Origin of the sequence: Paracandidimonas lactea (assembly GCF_021653995.1) — a bacterium.
In the GTDB taxonomy this organism is placed as follows: domain Bacteria; phylum Pseudomonadota; class Gammaproteobacteria; order Burkholderiales; family Burkholderiaceae_B; genus Allopusillimonas; species Allopusillimonas lactea.
Map to the genome: position 1 here is coordinate 42041 of NZ_JAJJOZ010000003.1, position 19746 is coordinate 61786.

Genomic DNA, 19746 nt, shown 5'->3' on the forward strand with positions numbered 1-19746 from the left:
GGAGGGCCAGTGATGCGTATGGGCGCGATGGCAAAGCGGTGGACGTACTTGCTCCACCGGTGGATGGGTGTTGCGGGCTGCCTGCTGATGCTGCTGTGGTTCGTCAGCGGAGTGGTGATGCTGTATGTGGGGTATCCCAAGCTCACGCCCTGGGAAAGGCTGGCACCGCTGCCGGCGCTGGATCCGGCAGCGTGCTGCGTGCCCTTGGCCCGCCTGCCTGACGCGGCGCGTGGCGGCGGTGCTGTGGTGTTGACGTCGATCGGCGGCAAACCCGCCTACGTGATGCGCAAGCCAGGCAGCGCGCCGGGCGCCTATGACGCCCTGACAGGGGCGCCGCGTGAAGCTCCCGTCAGCGCCGCGAAGGCGCTGGCGTCCGCACGTGCATTTGCGAAGCGGCCAGCCCACTACGCTGGCCTGGTGGACGTAGACCGCTGGACGCATTCGCGCGGGCTGGATGTGCATCGGCCGCTGCATAAGGTTCACGTCGATGGGCTTGCCCCCGCTTCGCTTTACGTGTCGTCCCGAACGGGGGAGGTCGTGCTGGATGCGCCTGTGGCGCAGCAGCGTTGGAACTACGTTGGCGCCTGGCTTCATTGGCTCTATATGCTCCGCTCGGGTTCGTCTGATCAGGGTTGGGCGTGGACCGTGATCGCCCTGTCCGCCTTGTGTACGCTGCTGGCCGTGTCGGGCCTGTGCGTGGGCCTGTGGCGCTGGCGCTTTCGGGGCCGCTACAAGTCCGGGTCTCGCTCTCCCTACCGCGAACCCTGGATGAAATGGCACCACGTGGTGGGGCTGTTGTTCAGCGGCGTTGTCTGCACATGGATTTTCAGCGGGCTGATGTCGATGAACCCCATGGGCGTGTTCTCGGCGGATCAACGGCCGAACGAGGAGGCTTATCGCACTGCGGCGACGCCGGTTGATGGGGGGCTGACACAGCCTGCCCGCGTCATTGAGGCATTGCGCACTGCCGGCTTTGCGCCGGTGGAACTGCAATGGCGTGCTGTGGGTGGGGACCCCTACGTGCTGGCCTATGACGCCGCCGCGGATACGCGTATCGTCAGGCAGGTACAGGGTCGCCTGAGCGTGGCAGTGCAATTTGACGCCGCCGACGTGCTGCCTGCTGCGCGCCGCCTGTTTGATGCCCCGTTGCATGCACACAGCGTAATGCCGGCCTACGATGCCTATTATTACCAGCGTCACCCGGAGGCCATGAACGGCGCCCTGCAATACGGCCTGCCCGCCCTGCGCCTGGATTTTGGCGACTCGGGCCGCACACGTGTCTACATAGACCTGCGCACTGGCGAGGTGGCGCGCAGCCTGTCGGTGGCGCAACGCGCCGGCCGCTGGCTGTTCTACCTGCTGCACAGCTGGGACATGCCGATCCTGCTGCGCGGCGGTGCGTGGCGCGATGCAATCCTCATCCTGCTCAGTATCGGGGGCGCCATTGTGGCCGCGACCGGCACTGTGATCGGCATCCGCCGGCTGCGCGCAACCATGCCCGGGCGGCGTACATAATCATGCCGTCGGATTAAATCCGGCGCTCATGCCATTGGCGCGGCTGGAAACAGGCCCGGCATCCAGCGCTCGGCATACCTGGCGGAAAGCGCCAAGTGCAGCGGCGCGCGCGGGCTGTTCGACTTGATCACATTGGCCTGGAGCAGGGCCGAAGTAATGCGGCGCGACGCGCGTTCGCTCATCCCGAGCGCCTCGTTGGCTTCGCGGCGGGTCAGTTCTCCGCGATAGAGCAGGGCAGCCATGATGACATCGGACCGCACAGGAAGGATTCCCGCGCTGATTTGCTCGCGTGTCCAAAGCATTACGTGATCGTGCAGGCGATCGGGCGCCATGAGTGCTGCCATGAAATCTACTTGATCCATGCAGGTTTGCAGGAAAAATTCGGTGAATGCTGCAAGCGCTGCTTCGCTGAGATTTCCTCGGCCGTCTAGGTCGCTGCGGCGGCTGCCATCGCACGCCTGCAGGTGGCTTTTATATGCCTGCTCGGCGCGGGCAAGTCCGCGTGCCACTGACCATAGTCCGCGGGTATCGAGCGTGCTGCGCAGCATGGCATAGGACATTAGGCGGGCGACGCGGCCATTGCCATCGAGAAATGGGTGGATCCAAAGCAGTCTGTGATGTGCGCAAGCCGCCGCCAGGATCGCCGTGACACGATCCGTGCCCTGAAAAGCGGCGTGCAGGCATGCGAGTAAACGCGGTACGGACCCCGGGCTAATTGGCACGCGCCGGCCCACTTCTACGTAGCGCGTTCGCAACTGGCCAGGCACATTCGCCAAGCGTTCGCTTGTTTTGGGGTTCTCGACAAAGAGCTGATCGTCAGGCAGCAGTTCGCAAAATCGGCGGTGCATCTCGAGAAGCATTTCCGGCGATGTTGCGGGCAGTGTCATGCCGCCCTCGTCAATCCACTTTTGTACGGCAATATGTGCTTTGGCCTCAAGCTGGAGGTTGCGCTTCTTCGCATTCTGGCTGTAGTCGCCGGCTAGTGCGCGCTCGATATCGATCGGATGCGTGTTGTGGCCTTCGATCAGGTTCGAGTAATAGCAGTTCATTGAACGAACGAGATCTGACAGCGAGGAGGCGATGGAAGGCGGAAGCGCGCTGCGCAATGCGGCAGACTTTTCCGCCAGACTCAGCGCAAGCTCATTCAAGGGAATGCGCCGGGGGGAGCCCTGAGCAATCATCAAGGGCTCGAAAAGGCCAGTATGCTCACCGTCGTCTTTTATCATATCGTCCATATTTTGGCCGCTTTGATGACCGGTTCTATCACTCATTCCGCAGTCGATCCAGTCTCGGCGGCCGACCGAGTCCTTGGTTCGTAGCGTAGCCGCTAACACGATAAGGCGGTTTTTGCAGCAGGGTCCATCCATCCGGGCGGGGCGTCATGGTAAACCCGCAAAATGACGCTGGACTTACAATTTTTACTACCTCGCCCTTCGATTCATCTATATCATCCAGTTTAAATGGTATCGATACCATTTGATGCCATGAAGTATCCTTGTGGGCATGATTCAATACTCGCAGCCGACACCATTCGATCAGAAAAATAACAAAAATCAGTAGCTTATAGCTTGGTAACAGGCGACCTCGCACCTTGGTCGGCCAGTCAACCAGGCTCCTTTCTGGAGACAAGCCATGAGGCAGGCAGAAAGCAGTGTGCAACTGAATAACGTATCAGTCTGGTTCGATGCGAATCGTGAAAGACGCGTACTGGATAACGTATCGCTGGATATTGCCGAGGGAGAATTCGTCGCGCTGGTAGGAAAAAGCGGCTGTGGCAAGACAACGATCCTCAACTTGTTGGCGGGTATCTTCCAGCCAAATGAGGGATCAGTCCGCGTACATGGCAGGCCGGTAGATGATCCTCAAACCCATCTGGGCTATATGTTCGCGCGTGATTGCCTGTTCCCGTGGCGCAAGGTGATCGACAACGTCGAGCTCCCGCTGGAAATCAACAGGGTTGAAAAAGCTGCAAGGACAAAGCGGGCAGCGATCGAGCTTGAACGCGTAGGGTTAGCAAAGTACCTCCAGTATTATCCGGGCGGGCTTTCCCATGGGATGCGGCAGCGCGTGGCGCTGGCCCGCACATGGGTGCTTGACCCAGACGTGCTGCTCATGGATGAGCCGTTTGCTGCACTGGACGCCCAGACACGTCTTGGGCTCGAGCGCGATTTCCTGAATCAATGGAATGAGCGCAAATCAACGGTGATCTTCGTCACGCACGATCTTACCGAAGCTATCGCGCTGGCCGACCGTATCGTCGTGTTGGCGGACGGCCAGATCACGCTCGATGAGCCCATGCCGTTCGGCTGGCCGCGCGACCCCGAAGGCGTCATCGTCGACCCGCGGTTCGGCGAGATTTTCAAGCGTGTGCGCGCCGCACTTTCAGTGGCCAGCCCGGACGGAACAGATCCGCGCGAAGTAGCTGCGGCAGTTTGACCCGGAGGCAGCCATCATGGCGACAAAAATCACAGTGGCGCTACGCGACATGGATAGCTCGACAACCGCCACCAGGCCGGAGCGCACAACCAATCCCCTACCCGTGAACAGGTTCCAGGCGATGAACAGGCTCACACCCGGGCCGCAAGCGCCGGACACGCCCAGAGGCACAGGCGGATCCGCACCGACGCTCGACAAAGACCCGGGCAAGGCAGTCGGTGCGCCCATTCCGATCAAGCCTCGCCAGCCCGGGCTGAACCGCCGGCTGGAGCAATTTATCCCCGGCATCGTCGGCGTGATTATCTGGGCGCTGATCATCAAGTGGGACGAAGGGCTCACCTACTACTTCAGCAGCCCCTGGGCCGTGGCCGAATTCCTGGGGGACAGCGTCGTGTCGCCCCAGTTCTGGGGCCATTTCTGGTCGACCATGCAGGCAACCATCATCAGCTTTGCATTGGGAAGCGTGGCGGGCATCGCGTGCGGAATCATCGTGTCGCTCATGCCGCGGCTGGAGAACGCGATAGAACCCTACGCATCGGCGCTCAACAGCTTGCCCCGCATAGCGCTGGCGCCTATCTTCATCGCCTTTCTGGGCCTGGGCCTGGCAGGCAAGGTTGCCGTGGGCGTTTCGCTGGTCTTCTTCGTGCTTTTTTACAACTGCAGGGCCGGGGTCAAGTCGGTCGACCAGGATCACCTGATGCTCGCCGGCGCGCTCAAGTTCAATAAATCCCAGATGTTCTGGAAACTGCTCCTGCCGGTCGCCTGGCCGTCTATTTTTGCCGGCCTGAGGCTGGGATTCACGTACGCCTTGCTTGGCGTGGTGAGCTCTGAGATTGTTGCATCCCGTGCAGGCTTGGGCCAACTGATCATGCTGTACTCGGCGCAGTTCCGCATGGACGCCGTATACGGGACTCTCATCTGGATGGGTATCGTGTCCGGTAGTGTTTACTGGGCTACAGGTCTGGTGGAAAAGCGGTTGTTGTCGTGGAAAAAAACGGGCTGATCACAGCCTGCATGACGTCATTATCAGACGAAGGAGACATACATGCGCTGCACATTTTCAAAGAAACTCATGGGGCCCCTGCTAACGGCGCTGGCTTGCATGGCGGCGGGAGGCGTCGCCGCAAAAGAGCTCACGCCGGTGACGCTCATCTACTTTACCGGCTCTTCGGAATCAATCCAGATTGGCGTGATGGTCGAGCACAAGCTATTTGAAAAGCATGGCTTGAAGCCCGAGTTCGCCAACGCGACCAGCGGCCCCGCCATCACTTCCGCACTGGCGAGCGGATCGGTTCAGTTCGGGCCCGGATACCCCGGGCTTTATCTGCCAGCACTCAAGCAGAAGCGCGACCTCGTGGTCGCAGCGCCGTTCGCCGAGACAAGCTTCTACTCCATCATCGGCCACGCAGACGCAGATATCAAGGATCCTGGCAAAGGCCTCACCGATCAGGCAAAGGCGAATCTGAAGCAGCTCGAAGGCAAACGGGTCGGGGTGACCGCCCTTGGCGCGCAGACCCAGATTTTCGTCCAGTTGCTGGCACAGCAGGCCGGCGTTGACGCGAGCAAGATCACCTTCATTCCTACGGGCGGCGCGGCGAGCGCATTATCGGCATTCAAGACCAACCAGGTCGACTACCTGGTGACATGGATTCCTGAAGATGGGCTGATGAAAGATGCAGGCATCGGCTACAAGAACCTGGTGAACGTCAATACCGGTCCCGACAATACCTTCGGCGACCTTATCAATGATCTGTGGCTGGCCAACGGAAAGTTTGTCCGCGAAAACCCCGAAGCGGCGCTGGCATTCTGCAAGGCCACGATCGAGGCTCGCCAGTTCATCGCGGACCCGGCAAACAAGGACGCAGTGCTGGCGGTGATGCAGAAGTACCAGGCCTTGAAACCAGAAGGCGCGCAGACAGTCTACAACGATCGCCGCTACGTATATGAGCCCACTGAAGCGACGTATGTGGACGAAGACCTGTGGAAGGCCCAGAGCCAGTATCTGACGGGAACATCCCTCGAAGGCTATGTGCCGCCTTACAAGGATCACATCAATGCCGAGTGCATGAAGCTTGGCAAGGACGCCATCGTCCGGTAACGCAGGTATCGCGCCGGCCCTGCGCGGCCCGCATCGCTCGGAGAGCAAGAATGAAGCAAGAGGAATGGTCTGGCCGCACTATCGCCATTACCGGCGCGGGCGGCGGGATAGGTCACGCCTGCGCGCAGCAACTGGACCGGCATGGTGTACGGCTGGTACTTGTAGACCGGAATGAGGCGGCATTGAAATCGGTGGTTGGATCGCTGCAAGGCACAAAGCACGAGGTGCGGTGCAGCGATCTTGATTCACCGGAAAAATGCGCTCAGGCGTTGGCTTGCGATGGCCCGCTGTATGGCCTGATTCACATGGCGGGCATCTACGAGCAGGATGATCTCGGCGAGCAGTATCGCAGCGTGTGGGATCGAACGCTGAAGGTCAATCTTGACATGGTGTTCGACCTTGTGAGTGCTGCGATCTCGCAGATGAGCGGCCCTGGACAGGGCCGGTTGGTGCTGGCCGCTTCCGTGGCCTATCGCCGGGGTTCCTGGGATCATCTCGCGTATTCGGCATCCAAAGGCGGCGTCGCCGCAATGGTCCGTGCATTGTCCCGCAAGATGGCGCCGGGCGTCCTGGTGAACGGCGTTGCGCCGGGAATCATCGATACCGGCATGCCCGCGCAGGTGATTGCGTCGCGCGGCGATAGCCTGCGCAGGGAGATACCGCTTCAGCGCTGGGGCACGGCGGAAGAGGTGGCCAATGTGGCGATATTCCTGTGCAGCGATGCATCCAGCTATATCACCGGCCAGATCATCAATGTCGATGGCGGCATGGTGAACAGTTGAACCCGCGACTAGAAAGGCGGCACGATCATGGATGCACCGACTCCTACTCCTACGCTGACACCAAACCCGGCGCCGACTTCGGCCGCGAGCCGGAACTCGCCGGCCATATCGGCAGCAACACCGGATGAGACCCCGGCATCCACACCGGCATCCACTGCGCCATCCTCACCGACCGCACGCGATCTTGTCGCAGGGCCGCATCACACAGCCTTGTGCGTCGAGGATTTCGATGCGGCCTTGCAATTCTTCACTGGTTTCATCGGTATGCAGCTCGAGTGGGTAGTAGATCGGCGAGATGGAGAGGCGTTCAGCCGTGTCACAGACCTTCCCGCTGCGGCCGCCCGGATGGCCATGTTGCGGCTCGGTGCATATCGCGTGGAGCTCTTCGAGTACATGAGTCCCCGCAGCGACCGCGCCTCGCAACGCCAGTGCGATAACGGATATACCCATATGGCGTTTGAGGTGACCGATGTGGAAGCTCTGCACCAGCGCCTCATGCAAGCCGGGTATCGTACGACAACCGAACCGTTATCATTGCGGCCCGGATACTCAAAACTGGTATACGCATACGCGCCAGAGAATGCTGTCATCGAGTTCATCCAGTTCTTCGATGAAAGCGGATCAATCCCGCAGGCACGGCCCGGAAAGACAGGAGGCGCCGCATCATGAAGCATGAAGCGATCGACAGGCAAGCACCGGCAAGCAACGTTCACCGCAGGAAAACGAAGATGGCTAAACGCATTGCGCTGTCGTCAGCGGCAGACTGGGTCGAGCTGCGGGCCGATGACCAGGACTGGAAGTCGGCCTCCCCTACGCTGCTCGGAACCATGCTTGCCCAGCTTTATCTGATACGCGGGTTCGAGGAAGCTGTCCTGGAACTGGCTGGCGAAGGACTGGTCCATGGACCGGCGCACTCCAGCGTCGGACAGGAGGGCGGAGCGGTCGGCTCCATCGTTTTGCTAAACGCGAACGACCACGTGAACGGATCACATCGAGGTCATCATCAATTTCTCGCGAAAGCCTTGCAGTACGTGGCACCTGACGGCATCGATCCGAAGGCGGAGTTCAGCGCGCCCGCTCGTGAGGTTCTGCACAGGACATTGGCTGAGATCCTGGGGCTATCGCCACGCTCCTGGTTGGCCAGGGCGATGAAGTCGAAGTTGGCACACCGATTGCCATTATGTCTGATGAGGGTGACACGGGTGTTCCTGTCGCTGTTCCGTCGAATGCGAACGAGAAAAATGCCCCGCTTGGGATCCCGCCGGCACCCGGCCACGCGGACGCGCCTGCGACCAGAATCTTTGCCAGTCCTGTCGCCCGGCGTACTGCGAAAGACGCTGGCATAGCGCTATCAGTGTTGTACGGAAGCGGGTCGAACGGCCGGATCGTCAAGGCAGATGTACAGCGGGCTGGCTGTATGCCTGTTATTGATGAAGCACACGCGCCATCGGCACAGTCGGGCCAGGGGGCTGACAGATTGCCCGCGCAAGATGCGTTGCCAGGCATTCAGTCACGGGCAGGCATTGTGCCGACTGCGCCACCCGCACCCGCGCATTGCCCAGTCCTGCACACCAGCATGCGCAAGACCATCGCGCGTCGGCTGTCCGAAAGCAAGGCCACCGTCCCGCATTGCTACCTTTCGCAGACCTTCCGCGTCGACAAACTGCTGGCGCTGCGTGCCGAGGTCAATACGCAGCGCGAAGGCCAGGAGCGGTTGTCCGTCAACGATTTCATCATCCGCGCCGTGGCGCTTACCTTGCGCGATGTCCCGCAGGCCAATGTCCGTTGGACGGAAGAGGGCATGCTGCATTTCGATCACGCGGATATCAGCGTAGCCGTTTCCACAGATTCCCGTCTGATCACGCCTATCGTCCGGTGCGCAGAAACAAAAGCAGTTTCGGCAATCAGCGCTGAGATGGCGGGCCTGGTCGTGCGTGCGCGTGAAGCCGGATTTAAGCCGGAGGAGTTCCAGGGCGGGACTTTCGCAATCAGCAACATGGGCATGTACGGTATTGAGAACTTCGTCGCCATCATCAATCCTCCGCAGGCGGGCATACTGGCGGTTGGTGCGATCCGGCAAGCCCCGGTCGTGGAAGAGGGCGAGATTGTCGCCGCCTCAGTGATGGGCGTGACGTTGTCGGCAGACCATCGCGCGATGGACGGAGCAGTGGCGGCGAAGTGGATGCAAAAGCTGTAACACTATCTGGAACGCCCGCTTGCCATGCTGGCCTGATCGTGGCGGCGGCCAACGCTATCGCGCGCCACTACCTCAAACCCTACGTCAATGATGCGGGCGGGCTCCGATGCCGCTTCCCCGTCAAGGCGATTCAGAACCAGTTCCGCGACTTTGTCGCCAATCTCGTATTTGTGTACACGTATGGTGGTGAGTGAGGGCGTCATCAGGCTTGCCATCGGCGAGTCATCGAACCCTGCGACGGCGAGCCGCCCGGGCACCGGCCAGCCCAGCTTCGCGCATTCGAGCAGGACGCCTACCGCCAGGATATCGCTGCTGGCAAAAATGGCTTCGGTATCCGGCCGCTGCTGCATGATCTTCCGGAAGCTGATGGCGCCGGCCTCAAACTCGAAATCCGTGCGCTCCATCCGCTCGCGATCGATCTCTATGCCCGCTTCGGTCAGCGCCGCCATGAAGCCGGCCTCCCGTTGGCGTGTCCGGTCATTGTCCATGACCAGGCCGCCAATGTAGCCGATGCGGCGGTAGCCTCGTTCGAGCAAGTGCTGCGTCATGGTGCGAGCCGCTCCGAAGTTGGAGTATCCGACCATCATGTCCAGAGGGTCTTCGCAGAGGTTCCACATTTCGACAATCGGGATCTGCGCTGCTTTCAACAATCGCGTGGTGGTTTCGGTATGGGTGTAGCCGGTCAGCACAATGCCGTCGGGTCGCCGCGATAGCAAGGTGGCGACCAGGTCTTCTTCTTCTTTCAGCGAATAGCCGGTGTGTCCGATCAGCAATTGATACCCATGATCGCGGAAACGATCTGCCATGCCCTGCAGTGTCTCGGCAAATGCCGAGTGGGAAATATTGGGCACAAGCACGGCAATCATGTTGCTGCGATTGGAGCGCAAGCTGCCGGCGGCGCGATTCGGCAGATAACCCAATGTCTCGATGGCCGCCATGACCGCGTTCATGGTCTTGGGTGAAACTCGCTGTGGTTCAGTCAATACGCGGGAGACTGTGGTGACGGCGACGCCGGCCATTTTTGCGACATCGCGCATGCGGACATGGCGGGGGGGCTGCACGGACGACGCCACCATGCCTGGCGGAGTATCGGCTGTGGTGATGTCAGTAGCCCGTTTTTTCATTTCGCGGCTTGCCCTTTCGTGGCCTAGGACCTCGGCGATCAAGCTTTGGTCCCAGACATCATTCGCCGACGCGATACTGAAATGATCTGTCGGCCCGCATTCTTCAGTGCGAATCTATATAAATGCAGGATACACGGCAAGTGCCCGCCGTGCGCATCCGTACTGTGCGGCACAGTGCATTTGCGATCGTTCGGGGGGCGCCTCGTGTCAAACAGCGCACTGCCATGATGCCGCCCTTGATGACGGAGCGGCCGTGTCATCCCGCGTGGGGCGCTCAGCGCGGCAGCGTGGTCGCCCCCATCAGGTATTCGTCCACAGACTTCGCGCACTGGCGGCCTTCGCGGATAGCCCAGACCACCAGGGATTGGCCGCGCCGCATGTCGCCGGCGGCGAAGATCTTGTCGTCGCTGGTGCGGTAGTCGTCGGTGTTGGCGCGTGCGTTGCCGCGCGGGTCTACCTCGATGCCGAAGGCGTCCAGCACGGTGCGTACGGGGGATACAAAGCCCATGGCAAGAAAGACGAGATCCGCGGGCAACTCAAACTGCGAACCTTCCACTTCCCGCATCTTCATCTGGCCGGTTGCTTTGTCCCGCGTCCATTCCAGGCGTGCGGCAATCAGCTTGGTGATTTTGCCGTCTTTGCCCTCGAACGATTTGGTCGACACTGCCCAGTCGCGCTCACAGCCTTCTTCGTGCGACGAAGATGTGCGCAGCCTGGCGGGCCAATATGGCCAAGTGAGCGGCTTGTCCTCTTCCTCGGGCGGGCGGGGCATTAGCTCGAATTGGGTGACTGATGCTGCACCCTGGCGATTGCTGGTGCCCACGCAGTCCGAGCCGGTGTCGCCGCCGCCGATCACGATCACGTGCTTGCCTTTCGCATTGATCTGTTTGCTGACGCGGTCGCCGTTATTGGCTTTGTTCTGCTGGCGCAGAAAATCCATGGCGAAGTGTATGCCGTGCAGTTCGCGGCCGGGGGCGGGCAGGTCGCGCGGCTGTTCCGCGCCGCCCGACAACACAATGGCATCGTACTGCTCGCGCAGTGCCTTGGGCGTAATTACCGTCAGGCCTTCCTGGGCGTCTTCCGGGTTGCCGATATACGTGGAGGGACAGAATTCCACGCCTTCTGCCTCCATCTGCGCCAAGCGCCGGTCGATGTGAGATTTCTCAAGCTTGAAGTCGGGGATGCCATAGCGCAGCAGGCCCCCGATGCGATTGCTCTTTTCGTACACCGTTACCGAATGGCCCGCGCGTGCCAATTGTTGCGCGCAGGCAAGGCCTGCAGGGCCCGAGCCCACCACCGCAACCTTCTTGCCCGTGCGCCGGCTGGGCGGCTGGGGCGTCACCCAGCCTTCGCGCCAGCCCTTGTCGATAATGGCGTGCTCAATCGACTTGATGCCCACGGCGTCATCGTTGATGTTGAGCGTACAGGCGGCCTCGCAGGGGGCGGGGCAGATGCGGCCTGTGAACTCGGGGAAGTTGTTGGTCGATTGCAGCACGTCCAGCGCCTGACGCCATTCCTGGCGATACACCAGGTCGTTCCAGTCGGGGATGATGTTGTTCACCGGGCAGCCGTTGTTGCAGAAGGGGATGCCGCAGTCCATGCAGCGCGCACCTTGCTTCTTGGCTTCGGCGTCCGTCAATGGTGCCACGAATTCGCGCCAGTGCTTCAAGCGCACCGCGGGCGCTTCGTATGCTTCCTTGACGCGTTGGAACTCCAGAAATCCAGTTACTTTGCCCATTATTCAAATCCTCAGGCGGCAATTTGTTGCAGGTTGGCGGCGCGCCACATTTCGCCCAGCGCGCGGCGGTACTCAATGGGCATGACTTTCAGAAAGGCCTGGCGGCTGCGGTTCCAGTCATCCAGAATGTCGCGGGCGCGGAAGCTGCCCGTCAGGCGGTAGTGATCCTCGATCAGGCGACGCAGGATGGCTTCGTCTGTTTCGCGCGGGCCGCCGCGCAGAGCGCTGTGCCAGGATTCTTGGTCGTCCTGCTCGGCCTGTTCTTCGTGTGCCATCAGACGCTCAAGCTCGACCATCGCTGTGTTGCAGCTGCGATGGAAGGTGCCCTCCGGATCCCAGATGTAGGCCACGCCGCCCGACATACCAGCCGCAAAGTTGCGGCCGGTCTTGCCCAGCACCACGACGGTGCCGCCGGTCATATATTCGCAGCCGTGGTCGCCGGTGCCTTCGACAACCGTGGCCGCGCCGGAGTTGCGCACCGCGAAGCGTTCGCCCGCCACGCCATTGAAATAAGCCTCGCCGGCCAGCGCGCCATACAACACGGTGTTGCCGACAATGATGTGATCCGGGCCGAAGCCGCGGAAGTCGTTGGGCGAGCGCACAATGATTCGACCGCCCGACAGGCCTTTGCCGACATAGTCGTTGGCTTCGCCCACCAGATCCAGGGTGATGCCATGCGCCAGGAAGGCGCCGAAGCTCTGGCCTGCGGAGCCATTGCACTGGATATGGATGGTGTCGTCGGGCAGGCCGTCGTGGCCATAGCGCGCGGCCACCACGCCGGACAGCATGGCGCCGATCGTGCGGTTGCGGTTGCGCACCGGGGTAATGAACGACACCTTGTCGCCGCGTTCGATGGCTGCCTTGCTGCGCTCGATGAGCTGGTGATCCAGAGCATGGCCCAGGTTGTGATCCTGCGCTTCGATCTGGAACAAAGAGCCATCGGTGTGCACGGTATGAAACACCTTGGAGAAATCCAGGCCGCGCGCTTTCCAGTGGTCGATGCCCTTGCGGGTGTCGAGCAGATCGACACGGCCGATCAAGTCTTCGAAGCGGCGGATGCCCAACTGGGCCATGATCTCGCGCACCTCCTCGGCGACGAAGAAGAAGAAGTTGACGACATGCTCGGGCTTGCCCTGGAACTTCTTGCGCAGTACAGGGTCTTGCGTGGCCACGCCCACCGGACAAGTATTCAGGTGGCATTTGCGCATCATGATGCAGCCTTCAACCACCAGCGGCGCAGTGGCAAAGCCGAATTCGTCCGCGCCCAGCAGCGCACCGATCACGACGTCGCGGCCGGTTTTCATCTGGCCGTCGGCCTGCACGCGGATGCGGCTGCGCAAATTGTTCAACAGCAGCGTTTGCTGGGTTTCAGCCAGGCCCAGCTCCCAAGGCGTGCCGGCGTGTTTGATGGACGAAACCGGGGAAGCGCCTGTGCCGCCGTCGTGGCCGGCGATCACCACGTGATCGGCCTTGGCCTTGGCAACGCCTGTGGCCACAGTGCCTACGCCCACTTCCGACACCAGCTTCACCGAGATCGATGCCTGCGGGTTGACGTTCTTCAGGTCGTGGATGAGCTGGGCCAGATCCTCAATGGAATAGATGTCGTGGTGCGGCGGGGGTGAAATCAGGCCCACGCCCGGCACCGAGTAGCGCAGCTTGGCGATGTACTCGCTGACCTTGTGGCCGGGCAACTGGCCGCCTTCCCCGGGCTTGGCACCCTGTGCCATTTTGATCTGAATCTGGTCCGCGCTGCTGAGGTATTCGGCGGATACGCCGAAACGCCCCGATGCTACCTGCTTAATGCGCGAGCGCAGCGAATCGCCCGCGGCCAGCGGCACGTTGGCTTCGATGCGTTCGTGGCCCAGCACCGAGGCCAGCGTATCGCCCTTCTTGATCGTGCGTTTGCCGGTGCGCATCTCGTCGCGGTAGCGCAGCTCGTCTTCGCCGCCCTCGCCGGTGTTGGATTTGCCGCCGATGCGGTTCATGGCCACGGCCAGCACCGTGTGGGCTTCGGTGGAGATTGAACCCAGCGACATGGCGCCAGTGGCAAAGCGCTTGACGATTTCTTTGGCCGGCTCGACTTCGCTCAGCGCAATGGCGCGCGAAGGGTCGACCTTGAACTCGAACAGGCCGCGCAGCGTCATGTGCCGGCGCGTTTGGTCATTGATGAGCTGCGCGTATTCTTTGTAGGTGTTGTAGTTGTTGGCGCGCGCCGAATGCTGCAGCTTGGCAATGGAGTCGGGCGTCCACATGTGATCTTCGCCGCGTACGCGCCAGGCGTAATCGCCGCCGGTGTCCAATGCATTGGACAGCACCGGGTCGTCGCTGAAGGCGGCGCGGTGCGTGCGCAGGACTTCTTCGGCTACTTCGAAAATACCGATGCCTTCAATGTTGCTGGGCGTGCCGGCAAAGTACTTATTGACGAGGCTGCTGCTCAGGCCAACGGCCTCGAAAATCTGGGCGCCGGTGTACGACATATAGGTGGAGATGCCCATCTTGGACATCACCTTGTTCAGGCCTTTGCCGATCGCCTTGATGTAGTTTTTGGTGGCTTGCTGCGGCTGCGGCATGGCGGCCAGGGTCTCCAGCGCCAAATACGGGTGAATGGCCTCGGCGCCGTAGCCGCCCAGCAAGGCGAAATGGTGCACTTCGCGCGCCGAACCGGTTTCCACCACCAGGCCAGTGCCGGTGCGCAGGCCCGCGCGGATCAGATGCTGGTGGATGGCCGATGTGGCCAGCAGCGCCGGGATGGCCACATGCTCGCTGTCCATGTTGCGGTCGGTGATCAGCAGGATGTTGTAGCCGCTGCGTACGGCGTCGGCCGCGTTTGAACAGAGCGCGGCGATACAGGCTTCGATGCCGTCCGGGCCCCAGGCAACCGGGTAGGTAATGTCGAGCTCGTAGCAGCGGAACTTGTCGGTCGTCAGTGCCGAGATATTGCGGATCTGCGCCATGGCGGCAAAGTCCAGCACAGGCTGGCTTACTTCCAGGCGCAGCGGCGGGTTGACGTTATTGATATCGAGCAGGTTGGGCTTGGGCCCAATGAACGACACCAGCGACATGACAAGCTGTTCGCGGATCGGATCGATAGGCGGGTTGGTTACCTGTGCGAACAACTGCCGGAAATAGTTATAGAAGGGCTTTGATTTGTTCGACAGCACCGCCAGCGGTGCGTCGTTACCCATGGAGCCGGTGACTTCCTCGCCGTTGGCGGCCATGGGCTGAAGGATGAATTTGAAGTCTTCTTGCGTCCAGCCGAAGGCCTGCTGGCGATCCAGCAAGGCTACGTCTTTGCGCGGTGGCTCGGCCTGCTGTATGGGCAGCGACTCAAGCTTCATGCGCAGCCGCTCGATCCACTGGCGGTAGGGGTGCATATTGGCCAGTTGCGACTTGATCTCGGTGTCGTCGATGATGCGGCCTTGCTGCAGGTCGATCAGGAACATCTTGCCTGGCTGCAAGCGCCATTTCTTGACGATGCGGTGTTCGGGCACCTGCAGTGTGCCAGCTTCGGACGCCATGATGACCATATCGTCGTCGGTGATCAGGTAGCGTGCCGGCCGCAGGCCATTGCGGTCTAGCGTGGCGCCGATCTGGCGGCCGTCTGTGAATGCAACAGCGGCGGGGCCATCCCAGGGCTCCATCATGGCAGCGTGGTACTCGTAGAAGGCGCGGCGGTTTTCGTCCATGTCGGCGTGCTGCTCCCACGCTTCGGGGATCATCATCATCATGGCGTGGGCCAGCGAGTAGCCCGACATCACCAGCAGCTCAAGGCAGTTGTCGAAGGTGGCCGTATCAGACTGGCCTTCGTACACGATGGGGTAGAGCTTGGGCAAGTCGCTGCCCAGCACGGCCGACTGCATCATGCCTTCGCGGGCGCGCAGCCAGTTGAAGTTGCCTTTTACCGTATTGATTTCGCCGTTGTGGGCGATCATGCGGTAGGGGTGGGCCAGCGGCCAGGCCGGGAACGTGTTGGTGGAGAAGCGCTGGTGAACCAGGGCCAGGGCGGACACAGCACGGGTGTCGGCCAGGTCGCGGTAATAAACGCCGACCTGATTGGCCAGCAGCAAGCCCTTGTAGACGACGGTGCGCACCGAGATGGAGGGCACAAAATATTCTTGCCCGTGCGCAAGCTGCATACGCTGGATGGCATGGCTGGCGGTTTTGCGGATGACATACAGTTTGCGCTCGAGGGCATCGGGCACCATGATGTCTGGGCCGCGGCCAATGAACAACTGGCGAATGACGGGCTCACAGGCGCGGACGGTGGGCGACATGGGCATATCGGAATCGATGGGCACGTCGCGCCAACCGAGCACGACCTGGCCTTCGTCGCGCACGGCGCGTTCGAGCTCTTGCTGACAGGCCAGGCGCGAGGCGGTTTCTTTGGGCAGGAAAACCATAGCGACGCCGTATTCGTCTACCGGCGGCAATTCGACCCCTTGTGCGGCGAGGTCTTCGCGGTAGAGCTGGTCGGGGATCTGGATGAGGATGCCCGCGCCATCACCCATGAGCTCGTCGGCGCCGACGGCGCCGCGGTGGTCGAGATTTTCGAGGATCTTCAGGCCCTGCTGGATGATGGCGTGGTTTTTGCGGCCCTTGATGTGGGCCACAAAACCGACGCCACAGGCGTCGTGCTCGTTATGGGGGGAGTACAGGCCTTGCGCGGCGGGGGCGGTGGCGCGCGGGGTGCCGGCTGCGCTGGTAGCGTTGGCGGCAGGCTGGGCGGCGGCGACGCGGGGCACGACGGTGGGGGCGTGGCGGTGATCTTGAGGCATGGCGGGAGACTCTAGGAATCTTGATGATGGTGCGGTGCAATAACAAAGACCGCACTCCGAATGGTGAAGATATACGCTAACTCTCTGCCATGCAACAGAAAATTTAGTGGTGCGTCCCTAATTAAATAATTTATTATTCCTGCTCAAATTAAAAAGGGACGCATCTAAGTTATTAAATTTATTTGAGGTGTATTGTTGGTGTTAACCCCGATACGTTGTCCGCGAAGGGTAAATTTTTTGTTGTTTGGCACTGGTTTGGTGCTTGGTTAAGTGCGGGTTTTGCGACAACTTCAGCGCGGCCATGTTGCGATGCGGAAACTGTCGTGTACCACCGCTTGCGGTTTGCGCACGTTCCGTACACGGCGGCGCTGGCTAAGCAGTTTGAGCTGGCGCGTGTTTTTGCCGTGCGGCGAGCAGGGCGCACAGTGCGGCCGTCACCGGCTTTTTGTCGTGCACATGCCGCTCCAGCATGCCGACGGCGCGCATGATGGGGCGGCCGGGCAAGGTTTTGACGGCTAACTGTTGGTCAGCCCATTCGGCGTTGGCCAGATGGGGCACGATGGCCACACCATAGTGTTGCCGCACGAGCTGGGCAATGGCCTCGATAGAGTTAAGTTCCAACGTTACGTGGGGTTGGACGTCCAGCATTTTCAGGGCGTATTCCACCAGTCGGCCCGTCCATAGGCTGCGGTCGAACTGTACAAAGGGTTCGTTGTGCAGCAGGTCCATCACGCTTTGGCGGGCGAGGTCTTGATGCGCGATCAGTACCAGAGGTTCTTCATAGAAGGGGGTCCATACCAGCCCGCCGGGCGCGCCGTCGGGCGGCTCGGTGACGACGGCCGCATCCAGTTCGCCGCGCGCCACCATGTCAGCGAAGTTGCCGGATTGGCCGGCGAACAGGCGCAGATCCAGGTCGGGGTAGTTGCTCTTGATGTCGGCCAGCGCGGCGCCGAAGGAACCCATCAGTGCGGAAACCAGCGCGCCCACGTGCAGGGTGCCGCGCAGGGCGCTGTCGGGCCGCACCCGCAAGCGCTCATACTCGCCCACGATGGCGGCCAGGCGATCCAGCGCCTGCCGGCCATCGCGCGTCACTGCAAGCGAATGCGCGCCGCGCTCGAACAGCCGTAGGCCCAGGTCGTTTTCCAGGTTCTTGATCTGCAGGCTGACGGCGGCCTGTGTCAGCCCGACCTGCCGGCCAGTTTCGGCGAAGCTGCCCAGGCGTGCGGCGGCCAGTGCGGTTTTGAATTGCCGGATCGAGGACATAAGCGAGATAAAGAATGAAGCAGGCAGCCGCAAGGCAAGGACGCGTTGCGGGTGGAAGCGGCGACATATTAAAAATACTTGGCCTAGCCACAATAATTAATAGTTTTACTTTCGTCAACAAACGCGCCATGATGGCTTCACCGATAGGCTTGGCATTCGGTCGGCCGCCCGTAGCAGCCGGTGGCCGTCATCACGGACATAAAGTAAAGCACCGCCACCTTTGCGGCGGCGCGATGCGAATTGCTTCCGTCCGCGCACGGCGAGCCTTGGGTGATGCATCGGCGCGGACAGGCAGTTCACGAAGGTTTTACGTTCCACGAACTTATTACACGAAACATGCCTACTTCATCATCGATTCTGCAGGTGCAGGTATGGCGGGGTACTGATAACGGCGCATACCAGACATTCGAGGTGCCGCGTCGGGAAAGCCAGACGGTGCTGGACGTGGTTACGCACATCCAGCGCTATCTCGATCCCACGCTTTCCTATCGTTATGCCTGTCGTGTCGGTATGTGCGGCTCCTGTGCCATGCAGGTCAATGGCGTGGCGCGTTGGACATGCCGCACACACGTGTCCAGCGTATGCGCGGGCAACAGGCTCCAGTTGGCGCCGTTGTCCAATCTGCCGTTGATCAAGGATCTGGTCGTCAATATGGACGATTTCTTCGGCAAGCTGCAGGCCGCCCACGGGCGCTTCAAAGGTGAGCGCACCCGCAATGATCCAGTGGTGCCGGTCAACCCGGCCTCGCCGCAACGCCAGGAGGCCGAGGCGGGTATCGAATGCATAGGCTGCGGCGTATGTTACTCATCCTGTGATGTGGTGAGCTGGCGGCCGGATTACCTCGGCCCGGCCGCGCTGAACCGCGCCTGGACACTGATGAATGATGTAAGAGACGTCGACCGCGCCCGTCTGGCCGCCGTGGCGGGCGACGCGGGCTGCCATAGCTGCCATTCGCTCGGCTCCTGTACAGAACGCTGTCCCAAGCATATTTCGCCGACGCGCAGCATTGCGGGACTGAAGCGCGCCACCGCGCGCGCTGCCATGCGCGGGGAGCTTGCCGTGGAGACGGGCGATGGAGCCGGACATGATTGATGCACTTCACGCCGCCGTGCGCTCGGCGCAGCGCTGGTATTGGCAGCGCGTCACGGCCATGGTGATGGCCTTGTTTGTGGCGATTCACCTTGCAGTGATGATCTATGCCATCAACGGCGGCCTATCCGCGGCCGAGGTGTTGGGCCGTACGCGTGGCAGCGTGCTGTGGGCCGGTTTCTACGGGATTTTTGTGTTGCTCGTAGCGGTGCATGCATCGATCGGCATCCGCAACATACTGGTGGAGGCTACCGCCATGAAGGATGCCATCGCGGGTGCCCTTGCCCATGCGGTAGCCCTGCTGTTGCTCGGCATGGGCCTGCGCGCCGTGTGGGCTGTTACGTTTGGGGCGGCGTGATGAAAACCAATGACATGCGCGCCCGCCGCCACACGAGCTGGGTGGCCTTTGCCGTGCACCGTGTATCGGGCCTGCTGCTTACGCTGTTTCTGCCCGTGCATTTCTGGACACTGAGTCTGGCGCTGAAGGGCGAGGCCGCGCTGGATAACGCGCTGCGCTGGTATCAGGCGCCGGCCTATAAATTCGGCGAATGGGCGCTGGTGCTGCTGCTGACTGTGCATGCACTGGGCGGCATACGTATTCTGCTGCTGGAGTTCAAACCCTGGCAGGGCGCGCGCAAGAACCTTGTGCGCATGGCCTTCGGCGCCGCGGCGGCTGTGTCGGCGGTATTTGTGGTGGCGATGCTGATGTAGCGCGGCAAGCGCAATGGC

General features: G+C 61.3%; 15 protein-coding genes and 2 pseudogenes. 12 read left to right on the forward strand and 5 right to left on the reverse strand.

The window, feature by feature from the left end; translation table 11 throughout:
* The first annotated feature begins 48 nt into the window (after positions 1-48).
* On the forward strand, positions 49-1515 hold the full coding sequence (locus LOL23_RS07070; protein ID WP_369414100.1) for a PepSY domain-containing protein: 1467 nt from the start codon (positions 49-51) through the stop codon (positions 1513-1515).
* A gap of 26 nt (positions 1516-1541) precedes the next feature.
* Here the strand turns inward: LOL23_RS07070 and LOL23_RS07075 are convergent, their stop codons facing one another.
* On the reverse strand, positions 1542-2750 hold the full coding sequence (locus LOL23_RS07075) for a Fic family protein (RefSeq protein WP_237173357.1): 1209 nt from the start codon (positions 2748-2750) through the stop codon (positions 1542-1544).
* Positions 2751-3147: 397 nt separating this feature from the next.
* Here LOL23_RS07075 and LOL23_RS07080 point away from each other — a divergent pair, with 397 nt between their 5' ends.
* From LOL23_RS07080 to LOL23_RS07110, 8 genes and pseudogenes are all read left to right on the forward strand, one after another.
* Positions 3148-3951, forward strand: a complete 804-nt coding sequence (locus LOL23_RS07080; RefSeq protein WP_160977079.1) for an ABC transporter ATP-binding protein — start codon at positions 3148-3150, stop codon at positions 3949-3951.
* Between the two features lie 16 nt (positions 3952-3967).
* A complete protein-coding gene (locus LOL23_RS07085; protein ID WP_160977077.1) occupies positions 3968-4954 on the forward strand; it encodes an ABC transporter permease in 987 nt (328 codons plus the stop codon).
* A 42-nt stretch (positions 4955-4996) separates the two neighbouring features.
* A complete protein-coding gene (locus tag LOL23_RS07090; RefSeq protein ID WP_237173358.1) occupies positions 4997-6049 on the forward strand; it encodes an ABC transporter substrate-binding protein in 1053 nt (350 codons plus the stop codon).
* Positions 6050-6099: 50 nt separating this feature from the next.
* Positions 6100-6831, forward strand: a complete 732-nt coding sequence (locus LOL23_RS07095; protein ID WP_160977073.1) for an SDR family NAD(P)-dependent oxidoreductase — start codon at positions 6100-6102, stop codon at positions 6829-6831.
* A 27-nt stretch (positions 6832-6858) separates the two neighbouring features.
* Positions 6859-7500: a VOC family protein gene (locus LOL23_RS07100; protein ID WP_160977071.1), complete on the forward strand. Its 642-nt coding sequence runs from the start codon at positions 6859-6861 to the stop codon at positions 7498-7500.
* A 59-nt stretch (positions 7501-7559) separates the two neighbouring features.
* A pseudogene (locus LOL23_RS07105) lies at positions 7560-7955 on the forward strand (MFS transporter); the annotation flags it as partial.
* A gap of 56 nt (positions 7956-8011) precedes the next feature.
* A pseudogene (locus tag LOL23_RS19065) lies at positions 8012-8185 on the forward strand (hypothetical protein); the annotation flags it as partial.
* A gap of 222 nt (positions 8186-8407) precedes the next feature.
* A complete protein-coding gene (locus LOL23_RS07110) occupies positions 8408-9028 on the forward strand; it encodes a 2-oxo acid dehydrogenase subunit E2 (RefSeq protein ID WP_237173359.1) in 621 nt (206 codons plus the stop codon).
* 2 nt (positions 9029-9030) lie between these two features.
* Here LOL23_RS07110 and LOL23_RS07115 read toward each other — a convergent pair whose 3' ends face one another.
* The 4 genes from LOL23_RS07115 to LOL23_RS07130 form a co-directional block, all read right to left on the reverse strand.
* Positions 9031-10152, reverse strand: coding sequence for a LacI family DNA-binding transcriptional regulator (locus tag LOL23_RS07115; protein WP_160977067.1), 1122 nt, complete (start codon positions 10150-10152; stop codon positions 9031-9033).
* Positions 10153-10426: 274 nt separating this feature from the next.
* Entirely contained in the window at positions 10427-11890 is a 1464-nt protein-coding gene (locus LOL23_RS07120) for a glutamate synthase subunit beta (protein ID WP_160977065.1), read from the reverse strand.
* A gap of 11 nt (positions 11891-11901) precedes the next feature.
* The gene (locus tag LOL23_RS07125) at positions 11902-16665 is read right to left on the reverse strand and encodes a glutamate synthase-related protein (RefSeq protein WP_160977063.1); all 4764 of its coding nucleotides are present in this window, start codon (positions 16663-16665) and stop codon (positions 11902-11904) included.
* 372 nt (positions 16666-17037) lie between these two features.
* On the reverse strand, positions 17038-17928 hold the full coding sequence (locus LOL23_RS07130; RefSeq protein ID WP_160977061.1) for a LysR family transcriptional regulator: 891 nt from the start codon (positions 17926-17928) through the stop codon (positions 17038-17040).
* A 336-nt stretch (positions 17929-18264) separates the two neighbouring features.
* On the opposite strand from LOL23_RS07130, the gene LOL23_RS07135 reads away from it, so the two are divergent.
* From LOL23_RS07135 to sdhC, 3 genes are read left to right on the forward strand one after another with little or no spacing between them, the layout of a single operon-like run.
* Positions 18265-19020: a succinate dehydrogenase/fumarate reductase iron-sulfur subunit gene (locus LOL23_RS07135; RefSeq protein ID WP_237173360.1), complete on the forward strand. Its 756-nt coding sequence runs from the start codon at positions 18265-18267 to the stop codon at positions 19018-19020.
* On the forward strand, positions 19013-19375 hold the full coding sequence (locus LOL23_RS07140; protein WP_160977057.1) for a succinate dehydrogenase/fumarate reductase transmembrane subunit: 363 nt from the start codon (positions 19013-19015) through the stop codon (positions 19373-19375). The genes LOL23_RS07135 and LOL23_RS07140 overlap by 8 nt, the downstream gene beginning before the upstream one ends.
* Positions 19375-19728: a succinate dehydrogenase, cytochrome b556 subunit gene (gene sdhC, locus LOL23_RS07145; protein ID WP_160977055.1), complete on the forward strand. Its 354-nt coding sequence runs from the start codon at positions 19375-19377 to the stop codon at positions 19726-19728. Before LOL23_RS07140 ends, sdhC begins: the two co-directional genes overlap by 1 nt.
* Positions 19729-19746 lie beyond the last annotated feature (18 nt).